Origin of the sequence: Bacillus sp. AFS053548, from assembly GCF_002575105.1 — a bacterium.
GTDB lineage: Bacteria > Bacillota > Bacilli > Bacillales > Bacillaceae_G > Gottfriedia.
Genome location: NZ_NUHI01000015.1, coordinates 51,185 through 73,147, shown reverse-complemented (window position 1 = coordinate 73,147; position 21,963 = coordinate 51,185). Strand labels below are relative to the sequence as shown.

The following is a 21,963-nucleotide window of genomic DNA, read 5'->3' as shown; positions in this document are numbered from 1 at the left end:
AATTCTATTATTCTTCCTAGTAGCGGCCAGCCCCTGAGAATTTTTCAAAATAGCCTGGAGTGTTTAACGGGATGATTTCGACATTTGAAGCGTTAGGAGTATGAATCATTAGACCGTCACCGATATACCTCGAGACGTGATGAACGGGAGCCAGTTTCATTCTTACTTGCAAAGAATAAGATATCATCAGGCTGAATCTCATCATTGTTGACTTCCTTACCTAACTTAGCTTGTACAGAAGAATCGTTATACTATTTGCGATTATCCATTTTTAGTGTATCTGAAATATAGTCCTTCCTCATTGATCACTTGAATATGAGCTTTAACCGTGCGCTCAATAGTACTCTTGTTTAATTTATTTACAACCCATTTTCCCCTTTTGTAGAAACTAGTTCTTGAAACTTCTGTGATTTATCGAATTTGATTTGGAATTACCTCTCCCCTTTTTTAGTATTCTACATTCGCTTTTAACTCGTCTCTTTCTTCTTCAATTGACTCGAATTTAAATTATAAGGAGTATAAGTCGGAATTCGAATTCCTAGCTTAGCTACTGCCCCTTCTACTTAAAGACTAAGTGCTTTTTGTTTTAACTCAATTGAATACTTATTAAATTCCGATCCTAGAAATGCCGTAATTAGCTCACTCTTAGTAGACTACCTATCCTATTTATGTGATGGGCTTTTTTGAGTGACTACTATATTTGGTCATATCAAATGCTGTTTTTTTATTTAATTACTTTATAACTTTCTTACATTTTTCTATCGCAAAAAGTGACAGGGCTATAGATGATCTATAATCAATAAGCCTTAATCATAGAAAATAAAGGTAGGTCAAATTCACTGTATTTTATCCTTATACAAAGAATTACTAACCAATCTCTCATGAAGTACTAATTCTTCCCCAATTCAAAAATCGGCAATCTACAAATAATTACAATAAAACCGGTGATATTCCCCCTTTTCTTATCTGTTTTGACAAAAAGTAATATTAATATCGATTTTTTTGTAAGTTTTTGTATAAATAAGCGAACGGGTTTTATCTGAATTTCCCCCATTTTTAAAAATCATGTTTAACTATATTATTGATTTGTAAGAATATTCCGAGCATCCCTAAGTATGGCGTGTTGTAAAAAACTTATGTGTATTAAATGTGAAAGATCGTAATAAACCACGAAGAGACATCACATTTTTACAAATATATTAGATTACTATTTTAGTTTGAAAAGGAGAGGTTTGATGAAGAAAAGTAGAAACAAAAAACTCATTAAAGTTATGACAACTGGGGTGTTAACCACAAGCTTAATGACTACTTGTTTTATATCTGGGCAGAAATCTTTTGCGGTGACAGATTCCAACTCTAGTAATAAGGATATTGACAGTTACATAAAAAATATATCCGATTCTGACAGAGATAAAATTCACAGCATGCAAGAGATGAACTTTGAAGGGTTAAAGATTTCGCCGGATGTTAATTTAAATGTAGATACACCGTTAAGTGTTATTGTTCAATTTAAACAAAAACCAGCAGAGGTTGATTTTAAGTTAAAACAAGCTAAAGGACTTCATGCGTCAATGGAAGAGTCCAGAAAAAATGTAGAAGATTCCCATAAAAAATTTAAGGAACAACTAAATGACAATCAAAAATTAAATGAATCCTTCGAAATCAAAAATGAATACAAGCATGCTTTAAATGGAGTTTCCATGACACTACCTGCTAATCAGGTTCAAGAATTATTAAATATGGATACCGTCCAAGCGGTTTGGGAAAATAAAGAAGTTTCAATTGAGCCAAACGTTGAGACTGAAGCCGAATCAACAAACAATTCAACATTATCAAGTTCAACCTTAACACAAGATAACATTGAGCAAATTGGCGCTGACAAATTACATAAGGAAGGAATAACTGGCAAGGGGATCAAGGTTGGTGTCATTGATACAGGAATCGATTATACCCATCCTGACCTAAAGGATGTTTATAAGGGTGGATATGATTTCGTCAATAACGATTCAGACCCAATGGAAACAACCTATCAAGACTTTTTGAAATCAGGTCAGCCGCAATTTAATCCATTGAGTGGAGCATCATATTGGACGGATCATGGAACACATGTATCCGGAATTATTGCTGGTACTGGGAAAAATAATTCTGACTTCGCTATAACGGGTGTTGCTCCGGATGTAGAACTTTATGGATATAAGGTTTTAGGTCCTTATGGTAGTGGCCTAAGCAGTACCATAATTGCAGGGATCGATCGAGCTGTACAAGAAAAGATGAACGTTATTAATTTATCATTGGGAACAGATATAACTGACCCACTTAATCCGATGTCAGTTGCTATCAATAATGCAACTTTGGCTGGAACAGTCTGTGTTATTGCTGCAGGGAATTTCGGAGCACCGTATTCTATCGGAAATCCAGCTGCATCGCCACTTGGTATATCAGTCGGTGCTAGCAGTTCAGCTGTTACTGCTGAAACGAGTAATGTAGAGATCAGTTCAATTAATGAAACGATTAATTTAAACAACATAAGAATGATGGCTCTAGATTATCGAACTTCGCTCGATTCGCTAAAAGGAATGACTCTTCCAATCGTTAATGTGGATAAAGGTGCAATTCCTAGCTATTTTGGTAAAGATGTTAGAGATAAAGTGGTACTAATTGAACGTGGTGATACAACATTAAATGCTAAGATTAATCTCGCAAAGGAAAACGGAGCAAAAGCAGTTATTCTTTACAATAATGTTCCTAACGAAGACTATATTCCTTACTATTTTGGCTATTCCTTTGACTTATGCCCTACCTTCAACGTTTTAAACGAACAAGGTACTAAAATCGTCAATATGTTAAAAAATGGTGCAGTTAACCTTACCATTAAAGATTTTGGGAAAATGACTCAACAAGGGGATCAATTAGCAGACTTTAGCTCAAAAGGACCAGGAAGAAGAGATTATGATATTAAGCCTGAAGTCACGGCTCCAGGTGTAGGAGTGTTCTCTTCCATACCAGCTTATGCTAACGGACAAGGCCATAGGGATGATTACCAGCATGCATATGCAAGATTTTCTGGTACATCAATGGCTACTCCTCATGTAGCTGGCTCTGCTGCCTTGATTTTGCAAAACCATCCTGAATACACACCTGAGGATGTTAAACTAGCTTTGATGAATACCGCTGATAAATTAAATGGTTCATATAGCGTATTTGAAGAAGGTTCTGGAAGAATTGATACATACGAAGCTGTCCATTCTTCTATTAAAGTAAGTGTGAATGATGAAATATCAACTTTAGAAAATGGACAACCCGTAAATCTACCACAGACAGCTGGTGACATTGCTTATGGCCCTATTCCTGAATCTAAAAAGGATTATAAAATTAGAAAAACAATTGATCTAACAAATAGCTCTAATTCAGAAAAAGTATTTGACGTAAAAGTTGTATATAATCCAGGTGGCTCAATGTCACAAGATGCTTTAAAAAATGGTGTGAATTTGGATATTGCTTCTGAAGTAACGGTAAATCCTAATGCAACCTCTTCCATTAAAACTAATCTAACAATACCAAAAGACTCTGAGCTTGGTTTGTATGAAGGATATATTTACTTTACTAATAAAAACGATCGCAACGAAGTTTACCAAATTCCATTTGGATTTAAGAAGTTAAAAGAAGGAATAAAAGATTTTGAAGTACCATTTAAATCCTTTGCGACTAGAAGAGATTTAAATACTAGTTTCATGGGATATACTCCAATTGGATTTAGTTTTTCAAGTCGTATGACCGATGTTGATGTTGTTTTAAAAAATGCAGATACTGGCGAAGCACTTGGGATTATTGACTCCTACCATGGTGGGTATTTTAATGAAGATACGTTTTGGGGCGTAGAAGGTGGATTTGTTGGGCTGTACTTCCCGTTTACGTCGAATAAAGATCAACCAATAAGTTTGACTAAGAAACTTGCTTCACCTGGGAGATATGAAATTGAATTAGTGGCACAAAACGAAGATGGAGATCTATTTAAAAAGTCTGAGCAAGTCTTTATAGACAATACGCTTCCAACAGTTAAAATGAATACTCCTGATGGAGTATATGAAGTGGATGAAAATGGTCTAAAACTAAGCGGAACCATTAATGACTCAAATGTTGATGTTATGAATAAATATGGTTTTAATGTTGACCAATCCACAAATATGGTTAATGCATTAACTACTTTCCCGAGTGGAAAAATCCCGCTCACGATTGACAAAAATGGTAATTTTGAATACCAAAGAACGATTCAGCAAGGGAATAACACAACGGTCACTCTTCAAACCTTTGATAATGCTGTGAACGGAATGCAGGATCATCCTGATTTTACTTACACATTGGTGAAAAAGGGTACTCCATATGTGAAGCTAACGACTGACAAAAGTAATGCAAAATATGGTGATACTTTTAAGGTAACTTTAAGTGAGCAAAATATTAAAGATTTAATGGGAGGAGAATATACTCTTTCTTATTCAAATCAAGTATTTGAACTTCAAGGCGTGGAATTAAACAGCGATTTTGTTAAGACTGCTCAGGATAAGGGACTTTCTGCTAACATAACAAAGGTAGAAACAACTTCTGGTACAACGAACAGTATTAAATTAATACCACAATTAACAGGTACAAACCCTACTTCAGGAATAAATCAAAATATGGCAGTAGCAGAGCTCACTTTCAAAGTGAAAGAGAATCCAACTACCTACACAAAATGGGTTCAGCAAATCAATATCACATCAGCAAAAGCATATGTATTAAACCAATCGCCATTGTTTATTAACAAATTTGGTAGAGGAATCAATATACTGCCAACATCCTCCATTCTCGAAGGTGGCTTCTTGCCTGATGGCTTTATTGCTCCAGGTACATTATGGCTTGATTACAATAAAGACTATTCAAAAGTTGGAGCTGAGGTGTATTTAATCGGCCAAGATGGAAAACGATATGATGCAACAATTAACAGTTCTGCAAGATTCTCCATAAAGAATCTTCCTTTAACTAATCAATCCTATGAACTCGTTGTAAAGGTTCCTGGACACTTTGAAAGACATACAAAGGTAGATGATCTAGTAGACCTATATGAAGGACAGGAAGTTGGAAAACTTAAGTATATCTTCTACGGAACAATGAGAGCAGGAGACGTTAATAATGATAACGTAATTGATATTCTCGATGCTGCATATATTTCCGAAAAGCTTAAAACGAACGATCGAAATGCAGATATCAATAATGATGGTGTAGTTGATGTAAAGGATATGGAGTTTGTTAAAGATAACTACCTATTGTTAAATCCTGACACTACGATCCATAAACAACCAACGACAAAATATAAAGGAAAAGTTCTGGAAGATTATCTTGAACCTTTAGGAATAAACTAAAAATAGTGATTTGAGTTTTCATTTGCCACCAGCTTACGTTGGTGGTTTTTTATTTTTGTGTTATGTAGTGGATTGATGAGAAGAAAACTTGCTTTTTTAAAAGCAATCTTAATAAACTTCACTCTTAAATAGTTACTGTTTCAATGACCATTTTATATGAAAACTAACTAAGGTAGTATTGCTTCTAGTAGCTCTAAGAGTTGGTTTACTTGTAATAGCTTTTATCCATGGCCGTACCCAGTTGATTGCTCAATTTTCACATTGGTTGCATCAACAGGAGTTAACCAGTTAAGTGTTGCTGTATGATTCGTTTTTGTAGTTGCTTCCAATGTTTTCACAAGAGACGAAATGTCCAACACTTTGAAGTAATCTGTGCTAACTTTTCCTTCAACCATCTCTTTTGCTACACTAGCACTTCCTGATTGGAGGGCTTTTTTATAAAATCCTCTTTTAAGTCGGAATAGTCTAATATAGCTGTGCAAGAAAGATAAAGCGATGTTAATGATTCATCAAAAAAAAAACACCAGCAAAAGCCGGTGACAAATTAGTACACAAATCAGTATACTTGTTTAATAACTATATTTGGATAGAGTAGAATAAGATGAATAAGTTATGTTATCTATTATTTTCTGTGCATCAGCATTCAAAACAGTTTTAGCCTTTTCATTGCTATACTTAGCCAATTCTTTATTATTTAGGCTGTCTATAAAATCCTGTAAATGCTTAGCTGCATTTTTAGGCTCCCCAATATCTAGCTGATGCTGGGCTTGATTAAGATGATTTGTAAGCTGTGGTATGATTGGTCCAGTGAGCTCATCTGAATTCATATAGCGTCTTACCAACTCCATCATTGAGTTTATACCCGTAGTGACTTTAAAACTAAGCGAAGTTTCCAATTGATTGCCAGCTAAATCCTCTAGTGTAACTAGGGCTGTAAAACTTCCTGGTTTACCCGCCATTTCTATATCTACACTCTGCTGTGTTTTCGTGTCAATAATATAGACCTCTCCGTCTATTTTGATCTTTGCTGAAGCTATTCCAGATAAATCATCTGCAACATTAAGGGTAAGTGGTAAATAGTCATCGAACGACTCTCCATCATTTAATTCTTTACCATTTACAGTAAGATTAAAGTGAGGCATTGTTTTATCAATTTTAATTATCTGCTGTCTTGTTTCTTCTATATTACCTGCCCTGTCCATCGAGCGAAATTCTAGCGTATAAACTCCCTCTTGATTAAGATCAACCGGTTCATTATAAGGAATCCACTCTTCGCTACTACCGCCGATTCTGTATTCTGTCCTTTTAAGGCCGCTCAAATTATCATTTGAACTTAAAGTAACAGTTACATTCGAATTATACCAATCATTCGACCTGATTCCATTTACCTTTGCGAGAGAAACAGGTGCCGTATAATCTACTACAATTGGGATGTTATTTGATTCTATTATTGTACCGTATAGATTAACTATTGCATTTAGTTCTGCATTTCCTTCTTTATTAGGTGTTATTACCCCATTTTTATCTACCGATGCTACTTCTGGATTACTGCTTTTATACTGTATTGTGGCTTTTGTTAAATCTGCATATAATCCACTTTCAAGCTTTCCTGTAATATTAAGCATTCCTGTTTGCGTCTTGCTAAAGACGTCTTTATCAGCTTTTATATTGACAGCATTCAATTTATCAACTGTAAAGTTCACATTATATGATTTTATTGTAGTTCCATCCTCAGCAGTTACCTTAATAGTTGTTGTATCAGGTAGTTTTGTTGCAGTTTTGACTTCTACACTTGCATTACTATCTGATGTAGTTGCAGCTACTATTGGAACTTCATTTGTTCCTGCTGGTAACACTACATTGTAATCTGTTGTTTGTGCTTCAAATCCATTTAATGGTGTATCATTTAAAGTAATAGAACTTAAAGTTGCAATTGGTGATTTTGTCAATGTTACAATCTCACTTGCACTCAAAGCTCTATCGACAATTGTTAGTTGGTCTACGCTCCCTGCAAAGAATGAGGTTTTTGTACCAGTTCCTGGTTGTATTTCAGCTCCCACATATGACATTGGACAATTCATTTTATCTGGAATTGTTTGATTAAGTACACCATTTACATAAAGTGATGTCCCTGCACTAGAGCCAACAAATGTCAGATGAACCCATGTGTTTGTAGTAGGAAGCTTATAATTGAAAGAACTGTCTTTAACTCCAAATACAGAAAATCCAACTTTACCTGTTTTATTCCACTGGTTAGCCTTTATACTTGATGTTGGTCCACTAACGAGTGCCTCTGCACTTTTGGTTGTATTGGATCTTCCATTAACCCACATTCCCAATGTCCAGTCTCCAGATATTTCTGTGCCTCCCAAACTTATATATTGAGAAGTCCCATTAAGACTAATAGCATTTCCAAATTTACCTGTTGTCCATATTGGGAGAGTTGTGGTGGTACTTAATAATGTTGCATTATATCTACCTGAGCTTTCGGATGCTGTAGTTCCCGTACCTTCATCCATGCTCCATTTTGAGTTAATTGGCGGTGCTGGCGGAGCGAAAGCAATAGGATCTGCGAAATACTTGATTCCCTTATTCTCCAAACTTGATGCATGGTTATAAAGTCTGGTCTTAAAATCGGTCCAGTTTCTACTACTCTTAGGTGTCCAGCCAACCTCAGCATTAGCTATTAATCGAGGATATATCATGTAATCCAAATTATCCTGAGTAACAACGGTTTCTGTCCATAATGTGCTCTCTATTCCATAAATAGAAGCTGCAGGAGAAAAATCTGTTGGATCCCAATTGTAAGCTTTATTTGTATTTATATAACCTCTCCAGCTTAATCCTAAAGGAGAATCAGGGTAATATTTCTGATCTATATAAGCATTTGCCGGAGATAATATCATCTTCATTCCTTTTGATATTGCAGAAGTCCCAGTTGAAGGGGTACTATGCCAGTTTTGAAGAATGGAATCACTCGATGTTATACCTGTTGAAGTATCATATGGATCCCATCCTACAACTTTCTTACCATATTTATTTACAATACTTGCAACTCTTCCTATAAAATAATCGTAATCTGCTGCAGAAGTTGAAAAAGATTCATCACCACCAATATGAATATATTGTGAAGGTGAAATAGCAGCTAGTTCACTTATTACATCATCAACAAAATCATAAGTTGCTTCAGATCGAGCCATAAGTGTACTATAACCTACTGCTGTATCATATCTAGGTTGCGCTCTGACTCCAGTAGAATTTAATTCTGGAATAGATGCTAATGCTGCATTCGTATGTCCGGGCATATCAATTTCAGGAATAACTTCGACATATCTGGCATTTGCATACGTAATGATATCTTTAAACTGTTCCTGTGTATAATATCCACCCTGATCACGATTAACTGCAGATAAGCTTCCATATGTTATGAGGTCTGGTCGGGATTTAATTTCAATTCGCCAACCTTGATCATCTGACAAGTGTAAATGAAGTTTATTAATCTTATATTGTGATGCAAGATCGATCTGACGCTTAACCTGATCTACTGTGAAAAAGTGTCTAGCTACATCCAGCATAAAACCTCGATAACTATATGAAGGCTTGTCATTAATGGTTGAACAAGGTATAACCCATGGTACTTCAGTAACAATTGTGTTCTTTTCAATTTCCGCAGGTAAGAGCTGAATTAACGTTTGAGTACCTCTGAAAATACCTTCTGGTTTATATGCAGAAATTGTAACTTTATCAGTTTCTGTAACTAAGCTATAGCCTTCATTACCTTGTTCAGAAGTTCCTCCTATTGTAGTAAAATATATACTTCCTGCTTGTGGGTTATTTGATTTTAATATGCTGATATTAAACCCTGTGGAAGTATTTAACTTTTCTACGAGTAATTTGGCAATGTTATAAATTTGATCTGTTTCTTCTTGAGAATTACCCGCTACGTATATCGAACTGTTTGGGGTTAAAGTAAATTGACCAGTGCCCGGTATATAACTTACAGGTTTAGGTAATAAGGAAGGAATAATTGGAGCTGCTTTAACTTTATTAGGTAATATTAATCCAAAATTAAGTAGTAAATTAATTAGTAACATAATTGCTAATGTCATAGGGAACATTTTATTTTTAATTAATTTTTTCAACCTACATTCTCCTCTTTATTTTGAGTTTTAAGGATCAATTATATTAGTACCTTCTTCAAATTTCCCTCATCAACTTCTCCTTTACATAAGTAATTAGTAGCTAAATATTTCTTAAAAATGTGATGTTTTTAAATTGATTACTCGTATTCACACTTATTACATTTATCTATTAGTCTACTAACTAAATCTGAATCTATTGCGAGTCTAAAATATGTACTTTTCCTCTTCTTGATTGTTTTTATAAGGCCTATTCTTATGATCAACCTATTTCTGGATATTCCAAAATAGCTACTAACCCAAATTATAAGTAGGTAATGTCTTGAAGTGTATTGGGGGAATTTCACATGATGTTTATTGATATTTTTTGACATATAATTACAAATAGATTATTTTTTATGAACTATTTTGTAAAATTAGGTAGAAAAAGAAATTATTATAATTTTATTTAGTGTTACATTTTGTAGATTCTCATCAACTGGTTTTAGGGAATATCGGAATATTATGTGAAAATAGCATTTCAATTTATATAATCATATTTTTTCCCATCTTTTTTTAATGTAAGAGATGATGTAGAATTTTTATAAACATAGAATGATATTGTTTATTACAAAAATCTGAATGGTACTTTTTAGAAAGACTCCATTATTAATCCTCTGATTTACATACTGAAACAAGGAGACGTGTTTAAGGTGAAAATCAAAAAAATTCTGAACAACAATGCGGTAGTGGTAACTGAAAACAATAAAGAAAAGATTGCTATAGGTATGGGAATCGCTTTTCAAAAAAAGAGAAATGACATTGTTAATCCTAGCAAAATTGAAAAGCTTTTTGTTATGAAAGAAAATGAAAAGTTACAGCAATTGCTACTCCAAATACCCGAAAAACACTTTGAAATCTCAGAGGAGATTATTACTTATGCAGAAGAATACCTCGGTACCAAATTAAATGACCATATCCATATCGGGCTGACAGATCATTTATCTTTTGCTATTGAACGAGTAAGAGATGGGATTAATCTTAAAAACAAGCTTTTTCATGAAATAAAGATTCTCTATAAAAAAGAATTTGATATCGGAATGTGGGCAATCAAGCATATTGAAAAAAGAACAAATCTAAAAATGCATGTTGATGAAGCAGCCTATATCGCTATTCATATTCATACTGCTAAGTTACAAGGTGGTGAAATGAAGCAAACACTTAGACAAACGGCCATTATTAGTAACATTATTCAAGTAATCAAGGAGTTCTTAAAAATTGATATAGACGAAGATGAGCTATCTTACCAACGTTTAGTGACCCATCTTCGCTATGCTGTTTCCAGGATTAGCAACGGTAAATTTCAATCAATTGATGATGAGATGCTAAAAATGTTCATAACTAAATTTCCTATTGCTTACAAGTGTGCAAAAAAAGTCGCCTTGGACCTATTGCAAACTTATGCCATTCAACTTCCCGAACATGAACTTGGATATTTAACCCTACATATTGAAAGATTAAGAAAACATTAAGCTGTTCAAAAACGCTTGGGGGGCCAAGCGTTTTTGATTGTTTATTTTTTATTTCGAATTTTCAACATTTCATCTGCTACGAATTGCACATTTGTTCCTACTATGACCTGAATGCTCTGTGGACCTACTATATTAACACCCGGTACTCCTGTCGCTTTAATTTTCTTTTTGTCTACCGCGTTCATATCTTTTACTTCCAATCTTAAGCGTGTTACACAATTGTCAATCGAAGTAACATTCGAGTCTCCACCTAATCCTTCGTAAATCTGAGCTGCCATTATAGCAAATTTACTTCCACCTTCAACAACAGATCCATCGGAAGTTTCATCATCATCTTCCTCACGGCCAGGAGTCATTAAGTTAAACTTTGTAATGATAAATCGGAATAAGAAATAATAAATAACTGCAAAAACTAAACCTTGAACTAATAACATATAAGGGTGGTTCGCTAACGGAAGTCTTGAACTTAAAATAAAGTCAACAAATCCTGCACTAAATCCAAATCCTGCTGTCCAATGAAATGCTGCTGCTATGGCTAATGAAATACCTGTTAAGACTGCATGCACTAGATAAAGTAGTGGCGCAACAAACATGAAAGCAAATTCAATAGGCTCTGTCACTCCTGTAAAGAAGGCAGCGAAACCTCCTGCAAGCATCAATGATGCCACTTGCTTTTTCTTTTTTGTATTTGCAGTATGATACATTGCAAGGCCAGCAGCAGGCAAACCGAACATCATGACCGGGAAGAAGCCAGCTTGATACATACCTGTGATTCCCTTAGTCCCCTTACCTGACCAGAAATTACCAATATCATTAATTCCTGCTACATCAAACCAGAATACAGAGTTTAGAGCATGATGTAATCCTGTTGGAATCAATAAACGATTGAAGAATCCATAAAGCCCTGCACCAGTAGCACCTAATTCACTAATACCTTTACCAAACGAAACTAATCCTGTATAAATAATTGGCCATATAAAAAATAATATTGCAGAAATCACTAACATTGAAACTGCTGTCATTATTGGAACTAGACGTTTACCACTGAAGAATGCAAAGGCATCCGGTAACTTTACTTTACTAAAACGATTGTACATCATGGAAGCAACTACCCCGGAGAGTATTCCAACAAAGGCATTTCCTATTTTTGCAAAAGCCGGGTCAACCTTTGCCGGATCAATTCCTTCTAGCAAGGCGACAGATCCTGGTGAAAGCAATGTCGTTACAACGAGATAAGCAACCAAACCACTTAACGCAGAAGAACCATCTTTTTCTTTCGCCATTCCCAATGCGACTCCAACTGCAAAAAGAATTGGGATATTATCAATAATAGAGGCACCAGCTTTAATTAAAAAGGCAGCTAAAGGACTATCAGCACCCCAGCCGGTAGGATCGATCCAATAACCGATACCCATCAGAATTGCCGCAGCAGGCAGAACGGCTACTGGTAACATCAATGAACGACCAATTCTCTGTAAATATTTCTTCATTTTATTACCCCCATGAAATTTTTTTAATAAACTACAAAAATGAATAATTCCTAAGTATAAAGAATTGCACCAAATTCAGCTTTTGTTACTTAGTCGATCACCTCCTAAAGAATTTATTCACTTACAACTACGGTAAAATTACCGGTCTTCTCTTGAAGAGTCTCACTTTCACTCTTAAGATAAATCGTTAATCTGATGACTATTAGTAATTATGATGGGTGTTATTATGCTTTTTGTATTGGTTCGAATAAAATCGCAATCAACCTCCACCAATAACTACCCGACAAAAACTTTGTACCGTTTTTTACTGCAATATTAAAGCAATTTCCATAAAAGAAACCGGGTCTAATCCCACGTGAACGAGAATTTCTAGCTCAATTTCCGCAAAAATTTCCATTGCATGTTTAGTTGCTGAAATTAGAATTTCTCCTTTTTACCGGAGATTGAATTTTGCAATAAGTTGAAATGACTGCTATCCCTCATCTACTATCTTCTGATTAAAAATCCGATCTAGAACATTCTCTTACTGCATTAGTAAAGCATTGAACATAGTATGTAATTTCCAGTTTTCAAAAAAATTTAGTAGCGTTCGTATGTAAATGCTCCTTTTTAAGTAGTAAAAAAATAAAAAAGGCATGGAGGTACAATAAACGGATAGAGCTACCCATTCATTTACCACCATGCCTGATCGTATCAGTAACATGTGATCAATATTAAGAATATTAAGAGAATTCTACCATAAAACTTCTAAAATGTAAACGCTTTATTTAGTAGTTAATAGTTTCGAGTTTCAAACACTTTAATTTCGTATAAAGAGTAGCCCCAGCTTGTTGCACGACTTAATCCCTGCATTTTAACATATCTCGCATCTATTGAGTTAAACTCAATTTCGTCGGTACCACCATTACCATTTAATTCTGTATAAATATCCGTCCATTGATTGCCATCCTGTGAAACCTGGATTTTATATTGTTTTCCATAGGCAGATTCCCAGTTTAATACTACTTTATTGATAGAATAAAGCTTTCCAAGGTCTACACTTATCCATTGATTATTCGTGTATAGGGAGGCCCATCTTGTACTATTGTTTCCATCCACTGCTAAATCAGGTGTCAGCCAGCTAACCTCAGATGAAGAAGCTTTGGCGATTTTTCCCTCCGCTAAATTTACTCCATTAATTGCTCGGTCAAGGAAGTTCGGGATGACACCCAAGCTTAGTTTTTGCGGAATTTTCGCAATCTCCGTCATTGTGTTTTTGAGCAGTAGCCTTTGCTCCGCTGCAACTTGGAAATTATTTTCCTGTTCTGCAAGAAGCATTTTTATTGCTGCTTCACCAGCGATACCGTAAAGCTCCATTTTATTTAAATATGGGTCGATTTCATTAAGGAAGTTCTGATTATCTAACGTTTCCCGAAGCTTGGAGGGTGTATTTTTTAGCTTAATGAATTCTTGTAAAAGTACACTTGCTCCTTCTTGGCCCGCTTTTGCTTCATACGAAGACCAGAACTGCTCCATTATCGTTTTTAATTTTTCTGAATACGGTTCCTTGTTGTTATTTAGACTTGAAGAATAAGAGGATTCTACAAAAACTTGTAATACTTCAGAAGCATCTCCTGCAAACTCCTTTAAACTTTGTTCTAAGGAGGCGTTTGGATCATAGGCTTCTGGGTTCCATGTATAATCTGCTACAGTAAACAACGATATCTTAGATGCCTCTGCTTCATTCATAGGATTTGCTGTTAAACCAATGACACCATGTTCAGGAGTAAGATTTACATCTCTACCTACTAATGGCCCAAGGAACAAACGATTTCGATCAAAATCATTTACTGGATAGTTATCCCAGATTAGTAGGTCGTGATTGAAAATACCGTGTATTTTATCGGCATCTGCAGAAGTAATTGAAGGAGCTACGACACCAATTCCTGTCCATTGAACGACAATATCTGCTTGGACCAATTCGGCAAATCTTTTTCGGTATGGAGAAGTATTAGCTTGATAATATTCTGTAGGTACTGTAATCAATCGCTCTGCACCTTCATGTGTTTTGATAAATTGGTCATTAAAACGATTTAATAAATAAGCTTGAGCTGCTGCAGCTGGATTCGCATCTTTTCCAAACATCGCTCGATCTTGAGGGGAACTTAGAGTAGTGCTAATATCATCTAGGTACAAGGCAAATGATCTCACTCCGATATCCCACATGGCTTGGGCTTTGTTGATTAAGGCTTGTAAATCCGCATCACTAGAATATGTAATCGTATTCCCAGGTGAAATAGCAAACGTAAAGTCTACATGGTTTTTTTGTGAAGACTTAACAAGTTGTTCAATTTCACTTACTTTTCCCTGAGGATACGGTTCTTTCCATTTTTCTCGATGATAAGGATCATCTTTTGGAGCATAGATATAGCTATTCATTTTATGTTCACCGTAAAAATCCAACTGACTTAATCTATCTTCATGAGACCATGGTTCACCATAAAACCCTTCAATAGTTCCTCTTATCGGCATTGTTGGCCAGTCCCTGATTTCTACCTCAGGAATCCAATCTGTCCCTTCCCGTTCTAAAATTATATGTTTGAAGGTTTCGGCACCATAAAATGTTCCTGCTGCATCATTTCCGGCAATTACAATATCTTTTTTACTTCCTTGACTCTTTCCAGAAGATACAATATAGCCTTCTTTGTGATTAATATGGAAGTCTTGTATATCAACGTTTTCTTGTAATCTATTTAACTCGTCTTTATCTTTAAATTCTCCCACCCATATTATTACTGGGGCATTAGGAAGTGGATCATTAATATCTCGCTCAATAATCTTTTTAACACCTGCTTTTTTTAGAGCCTCTTTCACTTCAAGAACGGCCATTTCATCAGTGTCATTTTCAGTGACTATACCAACTTTTGGATTAAGAGGGAATCCATTTCCTGTTTTTTCAATAGATTTTGGAGTTGGTGAAATTGTAAAATCGTAATTTTCATTATTACTTTCTGCTTTGGTTACTTGAAAAGTCAGGGGAGCGCACAATCCAGTTACTAGACACACGGATAATACCTTTTTAATCAGTTTTCTATTTGACAAATCTTCCACCTCTATTTCTATATTTGTATTTTTTCACAAACTATCTATTTACTAGTTAGTTTTTAAGACATAAAGCAATAAATTATATCAATTCACCTCCTCTCATTTTCAATAATATCGATCTAACATTCTACTAGTCTCGCTATTTAGACGTAAAAAAAGACAGAGGGTACTAAGTCAAAGGATTGAAATCCTTTCAACCGTACCACTCTGCCTGAACGTATCAGTAACATGTGATCAATATTTAATATTAAAGCTAATATAACATATGAAGAATTATTACACAATATGCAAGTGTTATATTTTTTGAATTTTCTAAAAACAATACTTTTAAGATAATAAAAAAAATTTATAGGTAGGTCAATAATTCATAAGCTCGAAATACTCTTTTCTAGCCATACTAAAAGAAAAACTTTAGATTAAGAAAATACACTTGGTCTAAACTAAAATGATCGTGATATTTTTTAGCAGTCATTGCGTAATTATACAATTCGAAAAATAGAGAAATAAAACAAAAAAAATACCCAAAACCCTTGATACACTTAGGTTTGAGCCTTCTCATTCGCATGATCCCAACCGGACTTGAACCAGCGACCCATCCCCTGTCAAGGGCGAGAATCTTGGCTGTTCCGTGATATTCGTTTAATCAAAAAAAACTGGGACAAAAATAAGTTTTCACTTACATTTGCCCCAGTCTCTTAAAATTAGGAAAAGTTTTGCGTATGGCCTGAAATCCGTTTAAATTCCTATCCTTAAATGAGATACTTGTTATTTATTATCAAACTCAATATATGTTGTAGAATCTACATCAATTGTAACATCGCCATACCCTTCCAAATAATAAGTTCCTACAGGTACGGTTTGAGTAACTGTATCGCCGTAGTGGAATGAGAGTTTTGTAGGTGTTATGTCGTTAACAAGATCTAGCTCGACGTCCTTCGTTGAATCTGCAGGAACGATGGTGCTTGCAGTACCTGCTGAATTATTGCTCGTAAGGTAAATGTAGATAGTATCACTTGTTACATTATTTACCGTAAATGTACCCGTTGCAGAGTCTGAAGCTTGGGTTTGAAGCGAATTCTTGTAATCATTCTTTATTTGTCCAGGGTTCTTAGATGTAAACTGTGTCGGAGAATAGATAAATGTAACCGAGTCAGTTGTCTTTAGACCATTAAAAAGCTTATAAGTAAGTTTAAGTTTGTTATCAGAGTCAAGTTTAGCCACAAATGTACCTACATCCCTGCCATTTTCCGGGTTAATTAAAGTTCCTCTGTATCCACGTGCGGATCTTGCTTCGTCGGCATTTATCTTGGTGTATTCATTTGGGTTGCCAATTCCGAATACTTTCTTACCTGCGGTTGTAAAAGTACCTGATTCTATATATTCGTTTTGAAACTTGTAGTAATCAAGTACTAATTTACCTGTTAATGCTTTGGTGTGGAAAGAATAACTCATCTCAGCACCGTTATAATCCAAATATACAGTTATATCTTGATCGTACGGTTGTGATGGAATTGGTTTGAAGTCGAGTTTTGCTGAACCTTTCCCGTCATACACAGCATTGCCTAAAAACACTTTATTGCCACCATTGATTGAGTAATAGGCCTCAAACGGATAGTTGGTGCCATCAAATGGGGCAGTGTCTAATGATGCTGTAAGCGAACCGTTATCACCTGTAAGACTTGCCAGTTTAGCCGCATCAATAGCAAAGCTTTCTGATTTTGTTACACCCTTATAAGTGGTAAATATTGTATACGTATTTTTATCTGCTTCTGTCCTAAACGGTTGATACGTAAATGTTGCTGTTGAATTTGTACTGTCATAGTTGAAAGTTGCGTCTAAAGGCTTTTTGTCGCCGTTGTTTACTGAATACTCTGTCGTAAAGTCACTTGCACTAGGTGAAATAAGTCTTGGGTTGTACGCCAGGGTTGCGGATGTTGAACCGTTTTTGGCAGATACAGATGACAGCGCTGGTGATTGCGTGAATTTAACAGTTGTTCCATCCGATCTGCTGTTACCTGTTTCTGTATAGGTATAGTAACCCTGCTGCACTGTACTTGGGTAATAGGTTCCCGTATAGCCATCCGAAGCACTTGCCAGAACGGATGCGACTGCTGTTCTACCAGCTACACCTGAGTATTGCGTTACAAAATCGCCATTTGCTTTACAATTTTGATAATAATTGTAGGTTAATCCGTTATTGTTTGAAATCATTAGCGAGTTGTATCTTTGACCCATTACTGGGCTTCCTACATAATACTGATTTTGCACACCGCTCTTCTCCATTACCTCTGCACCGTGACTGTATATATTCCCCTTAAAAGTCACAATGTTAGTTGTGCTAGGGAATTCAAAAACAGGCGGCGTAGTACTGAAGGTCAATACTGGTTTTGTACTATCAACAACAAGACCCCCACCAAACGCGATAACGCTTTTAACGCTATCAACTGTTAAACCAAGACCAAGTTTATAAACACCGTCAGGAACGACTGCCGTATTATTGGATATATTTCCTGATTCATCAACCGGATAATAGTATTTCTGTACACCAAAAAACATAGTAGCCGATCTGCCATCACCCGCAGGAAGTGTTGATGTGAGATAGTCGCCATAACTACCGACTATTTTGTAACCGCTTGATGTACTGCTGTCTTTTTTAAGCAGATAAACGCTCATCTTATCACCAGGGATGAGTCCTGTATATGTCATAACAAATGGTGCAGTGTTGGAATACTGCGTATCTGCAGTACCACCGTTTTTAACAGGATTGCTGGTAGATAAAATCGGTTTAACTTGCCAAAGGTTTTGTATAGTAAACGGAAGCGTACTCGCATCAACACCAGTGACGTAAACCAAGAATGGCAAAACATAGTTTCCAGTCGGACCTGTTATGTTCAAGTAGCCTTCGTAAGTCCCTTGTTTACAGTTTTTAGGTATGTTCATATATGTGTTAAAGGATGCAGATTGCCCTGGCTGAATGTTAAGAGAGGTTTGTTCCATACCAAATGTTACACCATTTTGAACAGCCGAGTTTGAATACATTGTATCGTTGTTGTACGTAACGGACATTGTATACTTTGCCATATTAGCACCGGAATTTGTAATCGTAACAGGCAATTTCTTTGTGATTACTGTGCCTGTTGCACTGTATTTAACTGTGCCGAAGCTCAATGAAGCTAATGACTGATTTGTTATTAATTCTCCTGCTTTTCCACTAGGAACATTGTCGGTAACAGATATGAAAGTGTCTCTATCTGTAACAAGTGCGCGCCAAGGATCTACAAAACCTGATCCCATTTCAAGCACACTAGCTGTCGGCGCGTTTGGCACGCCAGATTTTATAAGGCTTGGATTTGCTGTATTCATTAAACGAGCTTTAATTTCTGCAACCGTAGCGTTTGGAAAGCTTTGTCTCATAAGAGCAGCAATGCCAGCCATATGTGGAGTTGCCATAGAAGTACCGCTCATGCGTGCGTAAGCGTTGGAATAATCCGTCGCGTTGTGATCCGGGTTAATTAAGTACGCAGGTTGCGTAGACATAATGTCAACACCCGGAGCAACAATATCAGGCTTAATTGCCGCTGTTTCAGTAACTGGTCCAATTGAACTGAAACTAGCAGGGGTCTTTGGCTGGTCAACTAGTGTGAGTGTTCCCATGTCAATATATGATGCATCCCCTTTTTGAGCAGTAGATGCGTAAACCGATCCAAGTGAGTCACCTGACTGGTGTGTAATCGAAAACACAGGTAAACCGTCCAATTTTTCTCCACTGAGTGTTATGTTTGAAACAAAACCTTCCTCGGTATCCTTATTAATAATCAATATAGCACCCGCGCCGAGACGTGCAGCTTGAGCAGGTAAGTCGGTAAATGTTAGCGCACCACGTTTAACAACAAGTATTTGTCCAGCTAAACTGTTGTCCGGGATGGCTTTAATTTGGTCAAGTGTAGTGGCTGTGTCACCGCTTCCTATTACAAGAGTATATTGATAGCCTTTTCCGTCCACATAGTTTAGGTTTTTGGCAGTTATTTTGCTATCGGCAAAAACGTTGTTCATATCACTTCCTACCACACTGATTGCAATAGTTGCGCTATTGTTCACATTTGCCGAATTATACATTTTTGTTGCCCCACCGCCATAGTTGGATGCAGCTACAGTTATTGGAAGAGATGCAGTTCCAGGGGTACCAAGTGATTGTGCTTTGCGGCTTGTAGCGCCTGCAGGCATAGCATTATTACCAGCCGCAATACATACGATTGTTCCAGCAATACTAGCGTTGTTAACAGCAACGTTCAATGGATCGTATGCAGTATCTGCTGCAGATCCTAATGAAAGGTTTATTACTTGCATTCCGTCTTTAACTGATTGATCAATCGCTTTTATGATACCGTCTGATGGACCTGAACCATAAGGGCCTAACACCCTGTAGGCATACAAATCGCTTTTTGGAGCGATTCCAAGTGTATCAAACGGAGATGATGAGTTGTTGCCAGTTGCTGCAATTGTACCGGCAACATGTGTACCGTGACTGGTATAATAGGGTTCTCCCGAGTTAGGGTTAAGCTCAGGGGTACTATTGCCGTTAACGGCGTTAGCATTGACCCAATCTTTGTAAGTAGTTTCCATTGGGTCGCTATCTTCACTAATGTTGGACATCTTTAGAGTACCACCTGGAGTAACAGTGATAGTAGCATTTCCTATGTAATCATGTCCACCCTTGTATACATCAGCAAGATCCGGATGATTGTAATCAATCCCAGTGTCAAGAACGGCTACTTTCACGCCTGACCCGTCAATACCCATTTTGTTTAAATCTTCGGTTTTTAAAACTGAGCGGCTCTCTTTCATGCCACCCATAGATGTAGTGCTACTGCCTGTGCCGTATACGCCGACATCTTGCACATAGTCAGTTGGGTCTGTGTTGACCATATAATTAGGGGTAACAGAGTATACACTCGGAAGCTCGGCGATCGTCTTGATAAGATTGGCAGGCACAGTCATACCAACGCCGTTCACAATATCATGGTAGTCGTATCCTATTTTAATTTTGTTACCATGTTTTGCAACAAGTGATTTAAATTTTGGAAACACAGCAGCAGCAAGTTTTTCCTCGTTACCGCCAGCTTTTTTATGTAGTTTGTTGTAAACTTTCTGAATTTTGGTTGGCAGTACATCGAACTGTACAACGATATCTGTCATCTTCGTAGAGGATAGGTCGCTAAATCCTTGCGCACCTATGGGGTTACTCATCGACTCGTTGAGTTGGTTAACATAGTCAATCTCGTCGGGGCTTAATTGGATAGATTCATCTATGATGTCAGCATCTATGCGTGATTTGTCAAAAGTAAGTTTGCTATTGTCAATTGGGATAACGTTACCAAGGTCTCTTGGCGTGTATCCATTTAGTCCAACCCCATCATCAAAATTGCTTGAAGCGGTTGAACCCTGACTGGTATAATCATTTGTGTTTGGATCTATGCTTTGGGCAATGACTGTATCGGTTTTAGAGATTAGAGGTGTAAATACAAACCCACTTACAACCATCCCTATACTTGTAGCTATACTTAGTATCTTCTTGGAATTCTTCTTAACCATCTCTCTCTCCCCTTTTTAAATTGAATGTTTTCATAAAAACCTTGGACACACCTACTGTTACTGAAATTCCGGTTTATAAACGAAAATATCCCAGATAATTCCTAACGTAGTGCGGAATACATGAATAATTGATTTTTTAACATTCCATACATTAATCTGTCTTCCAACATCAAGGTTATAAAAATTTTTCTACTAATCTAGTAACTATCGAGGCAATTTATTAAATATTCAGAAATATCACCTGATTAACATTATAGGATAAGCTTCTATTCGATTGTATGGGGAGAATATTCTATGATCTTCATTATCATTTTTCTGCATGATTCTACATGAAAATAAATTTTATTGTTGTATTTTATAAAATAAAATAGAAAAAAGAAGTTATATAAGTTAATTAATTGTAGTAATTCAAAAGTTTTTAGCATTCGATTTGGGGGAATTTTAGAGTTTCTGTAGAAAATAGCCTTTTAATTGTAATGGGTCACTATTATTTCACTTCAATTTAACATGATTATCTAGAGTTATCGCAACTTTTAAGGAACATCATAAAACTATTGTATCTACCAATAACTTGGCTATTTAAAGAGTAGATCAAGAAAGCAAATGTCCCTACAATTTCTTTATTTTATTTACCTTATACTCATGCAGAAGAAAATAGATGATTGATTCTATGAGACTTGATCTTAATTAAAAGCTTTACAATGAATACGATCATTAAAAAAAATGGAAATAACAGAAAATAAAGAAAAAG

General features: G+C 36.0%; 8 protein-coding genes. 2 read left to right on the top strand and 6 right to left on the bottom strand.

Annotation, left to right across the window (positions count from 1 at the left end; all coding sequences use genetic code 11):
- Positions 1-16 precede the first annotated feature (16 nt).
- Positions 17-187, bottom strand: coding sequence for an NlpC/P60 family protein (locus tag CN946_RS23130; protein ID WP_141546883.1), 171 nt, complete (start codon positions 185-187; stop codon positions 17-19).
- 1,048 nt (positions 188-1,235) lie between these two features.
- Here CN946_RS23130 and CN946_RS08445 point away from each other — a divergent pair.
- Positions 1,236-5,396, top strand: a complete 4,161-nt coding sequence (locus tag CN946_RS08445; RefSeq protein ID WP_098860738.1) for a S8 family serine peptidase — start codon at positions 1,236-1,238, stop codon at positions 5,394-5,396.
- A gap of 221 nt (positions 5,397-5,617) precedes the next feature.
- On the opposite strand, the gene CN946_RS23395 is transcribed toward CN946_RS08445, so the two are convergent.
- Together CN946_RS23395 and CN946_RS08440 are read right to left on the bottom strand one after the other, a co-directional pair.
- On the bottom strand, positions 5,618-5,791 hold the full coding sequence (locus CN946_RS23395; RefSeq protein ID WP_176547262.1) for a hypothetical protein: 174 nt from the start codon (positions 5,789-5,791) through the stop codon (positions 5,618-5,620).
- Between the two features lie 174 nt (positions 5,792-5,965).
- Positions 5,966-9,538 (bottom strand): family 20 glycosylhydrolase, encoded by a 3,573-nt coding sequence (locus CN946_RS08440; protein WP_098860737.1) that lies wholly within the window; start codon positions 9,536-9,538, stop codon positions 5,966-5,968.
- A 689-nt stretch (positions 9,539-10,227) separates the two neighbouring features.
- On the opposite strand from CN946_RS08440, the gene CN946_RS08435 reads away from it, so the two are divergent.
- Complete coding sequence (locus CN946_RS08435; RefSeq protein ID WP_098860736.1) at positions 10,228-11,046, top strand: PRD domain-containing protein; 819 nt, start codon at positions 10,228-10,230, stop codon at positions 11,044-11,046.
- A gap of 41 nt (positions 11,047-11,087) precedes the next feature.
- On the opposite strand, the gene nagE is transcribed toward CN946_RS08435, so the two are convergent.
- The 3 genes from nagE to CN946_RS08420 form a co-directional block, all read right to left on the bottom strand.
- A complete protein-coding gene (gene nagE, locus CN946_RS08430; protein WP_098860735.1) occupies positions 11,088-12,536 on the bottom strand; it encodes an N-acetylglucosamine-specific PTS transporter subunit IIBC in 1,449 nt (482 codons plus the stop codon).
- A gap of 774 nt (positions 12,537-13,310) precedes the next feature.
- Positions 13,311-15,617: a glycoside hydrolase family 84 protein gene (locus tag CN946_RS08425; RefSeq protein WP_141546882.1), complete on the bottom strand. Its 2,307-nt coding sequence runs from the start codon at positions 15,615-15,617 to the stop codon at positions 13,311-13,313.
- Positions 15,618-16,385: 768 nt separating this feature from the next.
- On the bottom strand, positions 16,386-21,212 hold the full coding sequence (locus CN946_RS08420) for a S8 family serine peptidase (protein WP_098860733.1): 4,827 nt from the start codon (positions 21,210-21,212) through the stop codon (positions 16,386-16,388).
- Between the last annotated feature and the right edge of the window lie 751 nt (positions 21,213-21,963).

Bases quoted from the DNA above. Each gene is read 5' to 3' on its own strand.
- nagE (WP_098860735.1), bottom strand. From the start codon at position 12,536: ATGAAGAAATATTTACAGAGAATTGGTCGTTCATTGATGTTACCAGTA.
- CN946_RS08445 (WP_098860738.1), top strand. From the start codon at position 1,236: ATGAAGAAAAGTAGAAACAAAAAACTCATTAAAGTTATGACAACTGGG.
- CN946_RS08420 (WP_098860733.1), bottom strand. From the start codon at position 21,212: ATGGTTAAGAAGAATTCCAAGAAGATACTAAGTATAGCTACAAGTATA.
- CN946_RS23395 (WP_176547262.1), bottom strand. From the start codon at position 5,791: ATGGTTGAAGGAAAAGTTAGCACAGATTACTTCAAAGTGTTGGACATT.
- CN946_RS23130 (WP_141546883.1), bottom strand. From the start codon at position 187: ATGATATCTTATTCTTTGCAAGTAAGAATGAAACTGGCTCCCGTTCAT.